A 4,428-nucleotide genomic window follows, 5' to 3' on the forward strand; every position below is an offset into this window, starting at 1 on the left:
CGACGTGTGCAGCTGACGAATACTAATCGATCGAGGACTTAACCACAATTTTGAATGGCTTTCAATGGCCCGTTTATCCAGTTTTGAGTGAACAAACACTCAATAAGTCTAGTGATAATGGCAAAGAGGTCACACCCGTTCCCATACCGAACACGGAAGTTAAGCTCTTTAGCGCCGATGGTAGTTGGGGGTCTCCCCCTGCAAGAGTAGGACGTCGCTAGGCAACTAGGAAACAGGTACCGAAAGGTACTGGTTTTTTTGTGTTCATTTTCTATTGAATCGAAGGTGTCGAGAAAGAGGAGGAACAAAGAGTTCGAGGAACCAAGGGGGCGAGTCTCGGAGCGTATTCCATACGCGAGAAACGAGAAGCCCGCAGGTGACGAAGAAATCTGCCGTTCATCGTCTTTCGCAGCCCGAATACGGAAGTTAAGCTCGTGCGCCGATGGTAGCTTTAGGGTCTCCCCCTGCAAGAGTAGGACGTCGCTATGCAACTAGGAAACCGGTACCGAAAGGTACTGGTTTTTTTGTGTTCATTTTCTATTGAGTCAAAGGTGTGCGAGAAAGAGGAGGAACAAAGAGTTCGAGGAAACAAAGGGTGGAGTCTCTGGCGCTAGGCAATAAAGAAACCGGTACCTAAAAGTACTGGTATATTTTTGTTTATTTTTTTAGTTAAGTTGCGAGTGATCTACTCTAAATTCGAATGCTTGAAGGAGAAGAAGATAAAAGGTTTTTTTACAAAAAACAAGAATATATATAGTTTGTGTTAAAGAATTTCTTTGAAAATGGAGGACTCAAATATGGAGTCGTTAATTGAAGAGTACGGCAGCGGATACAAGATGTTGCGGGAAGCCATTGAAGGTTTGTCGGAAGATGAGCTTCGTTTCAAACCTGCATCAGACAAATGGAGCATCCATCAGATACTAATCCATATGGCGGATTCTGAAATGGTGTCAACACAGAGATTGAAAAAAGTATTGTCAGAGGAGGAACCACTTCTGATGTCGATTGACCAGGATGCTTGGGCGAATGCCTTAGGGTATGAACAGTTGGATCGGGAACAATATCTGCTCTTGTTCCAATTACTTCGTTCCAGTATGTTACCTATTCTGGCCCAACTGACATCCGAACAATTCGAGAGGGTGGGGAATTATGCCGACGCGGGACGGTTCACATTCAAAGAATTATTAGAATACCGCGTTCAGCATGTACGAGGACACCTCGCTCAGATTAAGCAGGTAAAGAAGGTATATCGGAAGATCCTAGAATAAAGCTATGGCACTTGTAAAACTTATTGAACCTTTACTTGGAGAACCACAAGCTATTTAGACGGTTCTTTATTCTTCTGGAACAAGGGATAGGATAAAGAAGCCGCGGTACTCAATAAGGGGGAATTATGGTGAGAGATAGAGGTTCAATAGTGCTTATAGAAAATAAAAAGGTTGGACTTATTAAAAGAATTAGGGAAGGTTCTGTATATTACGTTTTTCCGGGTGGTGGAATTGAAGAAGGTGAAACACCTGAAACAGGCACAAAAAGAGAAGCTTTAGAAGAGTTAGGTGTTAAAGTTAAAGAGTGTATTGCAAAAGTCGGGTTCAACGGTACACAATACTTTTTCCTGGCTGAAATAATTTCAGGAACTTTCGGAACTGGACAAGGTGAAGAGTATGCGGATGGAAATAGAGGGAGAGGTACATATTTGCCAATGTGGGTGGGTATAGAAGAACTATCATCTATTGATGTGAAACCCAAAGAAGTAGCTTTAAAAGTACAGTCCTTATTCAACAAATGAGTGCTTAGCAATATGTTTGATAGGGGATGAATTATGTTTCGAGTATTATTGGAATTAATACGAATCACAGCCGTTTTTTTAATTCTTGGCAGTTTAATGGGAGCTTTAATAAAATTAATCTACGCAAGTGTAGGAATAAATGTTGGTAATACCAATGGGGGCTGGTTAGTAGGCTTGTCCATTCTTATATTAATTTTCGTATTATATAGAAATAGGCTTCAGTTTTCCGGGTTTTATAAAGGAGAAGGAAAATGCAAAATCTCGAAAAAGGTTAGTATTTATCTGATTTCTTGTTCAATCCTGATGCTAATCTTGGCACCATTATTTCACTAATGGGATCTACGAAGAAGGAATTATCAACTATATTAAAGAATAGTATTTTGAAAGAAGCTAGGAGGCCAAAACATGGAACAAACAAAAAAAGAAATGAGTGAAATTTGGGAATGGGCAAAAGCACTGTTCATTGCATTTGGACTTGTTTTGCTAATTCGTTATTTCTTATTTACCCCCATTGTTGTAGATGGAGAATCAATGAAGCCAACACTTGACGATGGAGACCGAATGATAGTCAACAAAATAGGCTATGAAGTAGGAGAACCAAACCGCTATGATATCGTGGTCTTTCACGCACCTGAAAAGAAGGATTACATTAAAAGAGTAATTGGATTGCCAGGCGATCATGTTGCCTATAAAAATGATCAGTTATATATAAATGGAGAACCACAGGATGAACCATATTTAGAGTCCCGTAAAGAAGAGCTAAACGAAGGTGAAGGTACTTTAACAGAAGACTTTACACTTGAAGAACGTACTGGAAAGACAATCATTCCCGAAGGATACGTGTTTGTTATGGGGGATAATAGGAGAAATAGCAAAGACAGTCGAATAATTGGATTGATTTCAATAGAAGAAATAATAGGCGACACTGGTCTTATTTTTTGGCCACCAAGTGAAGTAGGCTTTGTGAAGTAATTTACTAGATAATACAACAATTGACTAACGAGTACTTTAAGTGAAGAAGCTGCTACCATTCGTAGTAGCTTCTTCTTCTTTTCTTATTGAATAAAGTTGAATACTTCCTTATCGGAATGTTATGTCGACCTAAGGTTTATAAGTCATACAATGCATTTGAGTAATAACGAGAATTTACGGAATAGTCATCTAGTTTCTACTTCAACAAAACGGCAGGTTAATAGAATAAGGAGGTATATTGTAGAAGTTGTTAATGCGTAAGGAGTTTTCAACCAGCAGAAGTGATTTCTGTAAAGGATAGTATCTCTTTTCGATGTTAATAGAACAAAAAGGTTTTATTATTCAAAATGTCTATAGTTCTTTGGAAAAAGGTCCTTTGAAAAAAGACAGCATGAAATGGCTTATGTTTACAAAAAGATAAGTTCTTATTGAACTAAGAAAAGCTCAAGTAGGAATAGATAACTTTACTAATAATCTTGGAGAGTGATATTAATTTGCAATTTTTTATTGGAATTGTGCCTTCAGATGAATACAAAATGAAACTAATAGATTTTCAACATAAATGGAAAAATAATCGGATTACAGATGTTGTCGAACCACATATTACACTAAAGGCACAAGGTGGATTAACCCCAGATGAAAAGTGGCTAAGTAAAGTTAAACGAGTCTGTAATAACTTTCAATCTTTTCAAATAAAACTTGATAAACCAATGTTCTTTGGTGACGATATTCTTTATTTAAGTGCTACTTCAAATGAATTATATAAACTACATAAAAGTATAGTTCTAGAAATTTCTCCTACAAACGATTTAATTAAAAAGTATTTTGAACTTGACGACTTTGTACCACATTTGACTTTGGCAAAAACAAATTATGGTTTATCCAAAAAGGAACTTAGTGATATGGGGAATTTAGCCGAAAAAGAACTTAATCCATTTCCAACTTTTGAGGTTAGATTTGTAAGGGTTTATCAAGAAATCGAAACAAATAAGTATATAAAGTATTTAGATATATCTTTGAATGATAATATAATTTCTGCTTCAAATAGCTAAGCTAGTGCTATTACTTAAAGATCGTTGAGCTGTTAAAAGGCTTTTGTCGTATTGAACTAAAAGGACAGTGGAGTTCAATTAAATAAAAACAAATACGATGAATGGTTGAGGAGAGAGTCTCGGACTCTCTCTCATTTATATTTCCTTTAAGAGTACCGAGTGCTTGTTTCAAAAGGATATCAGAAGAAAGCAATTAAGAAGCAAAATGAGATTAGAAAAACTTTTAGTATTGTGTTGACTTTTATAAGTCAGGCTGATATATTTATTAAGTTGCTGATTTGAGCGCAACGAAGTAAATAAAAAAGCAAAACTTTTTGTTGACATGACATCAAGAATTTGCTAAGATATAAGAGTTGCTGTTGAAACAGTGGCCAACACATGAACCTTGAAAACTGAACAGCAAAACGTCAACTAACAAGCGGAACGCACTTCGGTGTCGGAAGCATAAACGTTTTCTTCCGCCGACACCTGTCGGTATCGAAAACAAACTTGAACTTAATTGTTCATTATAAACGTCAAATTTTTGACGCCAGCAACAAAGTTGAGCTAATCGACTCACCATTATGGAGAGTTTGATCCTGGCTCAGGACGAACGCTGGCGGCGTGCCTAATACA

The 4,428-nt window shown here is 37.1% G+C and carries 4 protein-coding genes and 1 rRNA gene; all 5 read left to right on the forward strand.

From position 1 onward, the window contains the following. Positions 1-107 precede the first annotated feature (107 nt). The 5 genes from rrf to C8K15_RS19705 all read left to right on the forward strand — a co-directional run bounded on the left by rrf (position 108) and on the right by C8K15_RS19705 (position 3,813). Positions 108-223: ribosomal RNA gene (gene rrf / locus C8K15_RS19680) — 5S ribosomal RNA — on the forward strand. Between the two features lie 574 nt (positions 224-797). After that, entirely contained in the window at positions 798-1,268 is a 471-nt protein-coding gene (locus C8K15_RS19685; protein ID WP_108588084.1) for a DinB family protein, read from the forward strand. 128 nt (positions 1,269-1,396) lie between these two features. After that, positions 1,397-1,789, forward strand: coding sequence for an NUDIX hydrolase (locus C8K15_RS19690; RefSeq protein ID WP_108588085.1), 393 nt, complete (start codon positions 1,397-1,399; stop codon positions 1,787-1,789). A 405-nt stretch (positions 1,790-2,194) separates the two neighbouring features. After that, entirely contained in the window at positions 2,195-2,761 is a 567-nt protein-coding gene (lepB, locus tag C8K15_RS19700) for a signal peptidase I (RefSeq protein WP_108588087.1), read from the forward strand. Between the two features lie 494 nt (positions 2,762-3,255). Next, entirely contained in the window at positions 3,256-3,813 is a 558-nt protein-coding gene (locus C8K15_RS19705) for a 2'-5' RNA ligase family protein (protein ID WP_199224147.1), read from the forward strand. Positions 3,814-4,428 lie beyond the last annotated feature (615 nt).

It is taken from the genome of Paenisporosarcina sp. OV554 (genome assembly GCF_003058165.1).
Lineage (GTDB): Bacteria > Bacillota > Bacilli > Bacillales_A > Planococcaceae > Paenisporosarcina.

Bases quoted from the DNA above. Each gene is read 5' to 3' on its own strand.
- C8K15_RS19685 (WP_108588084.1), top strand. From the start codon at position 798: ATGGAGTCGTTAATTGAAGAGTACGGCAGCGGATACAAGATGTTGCGG.
- lepB (WP_108588087.1), top strand. From the start codon at position 2,195: ATGGAACAAACAAAAAAAGAAATGAGTGAAATTTGGGAATGGGCAAAA.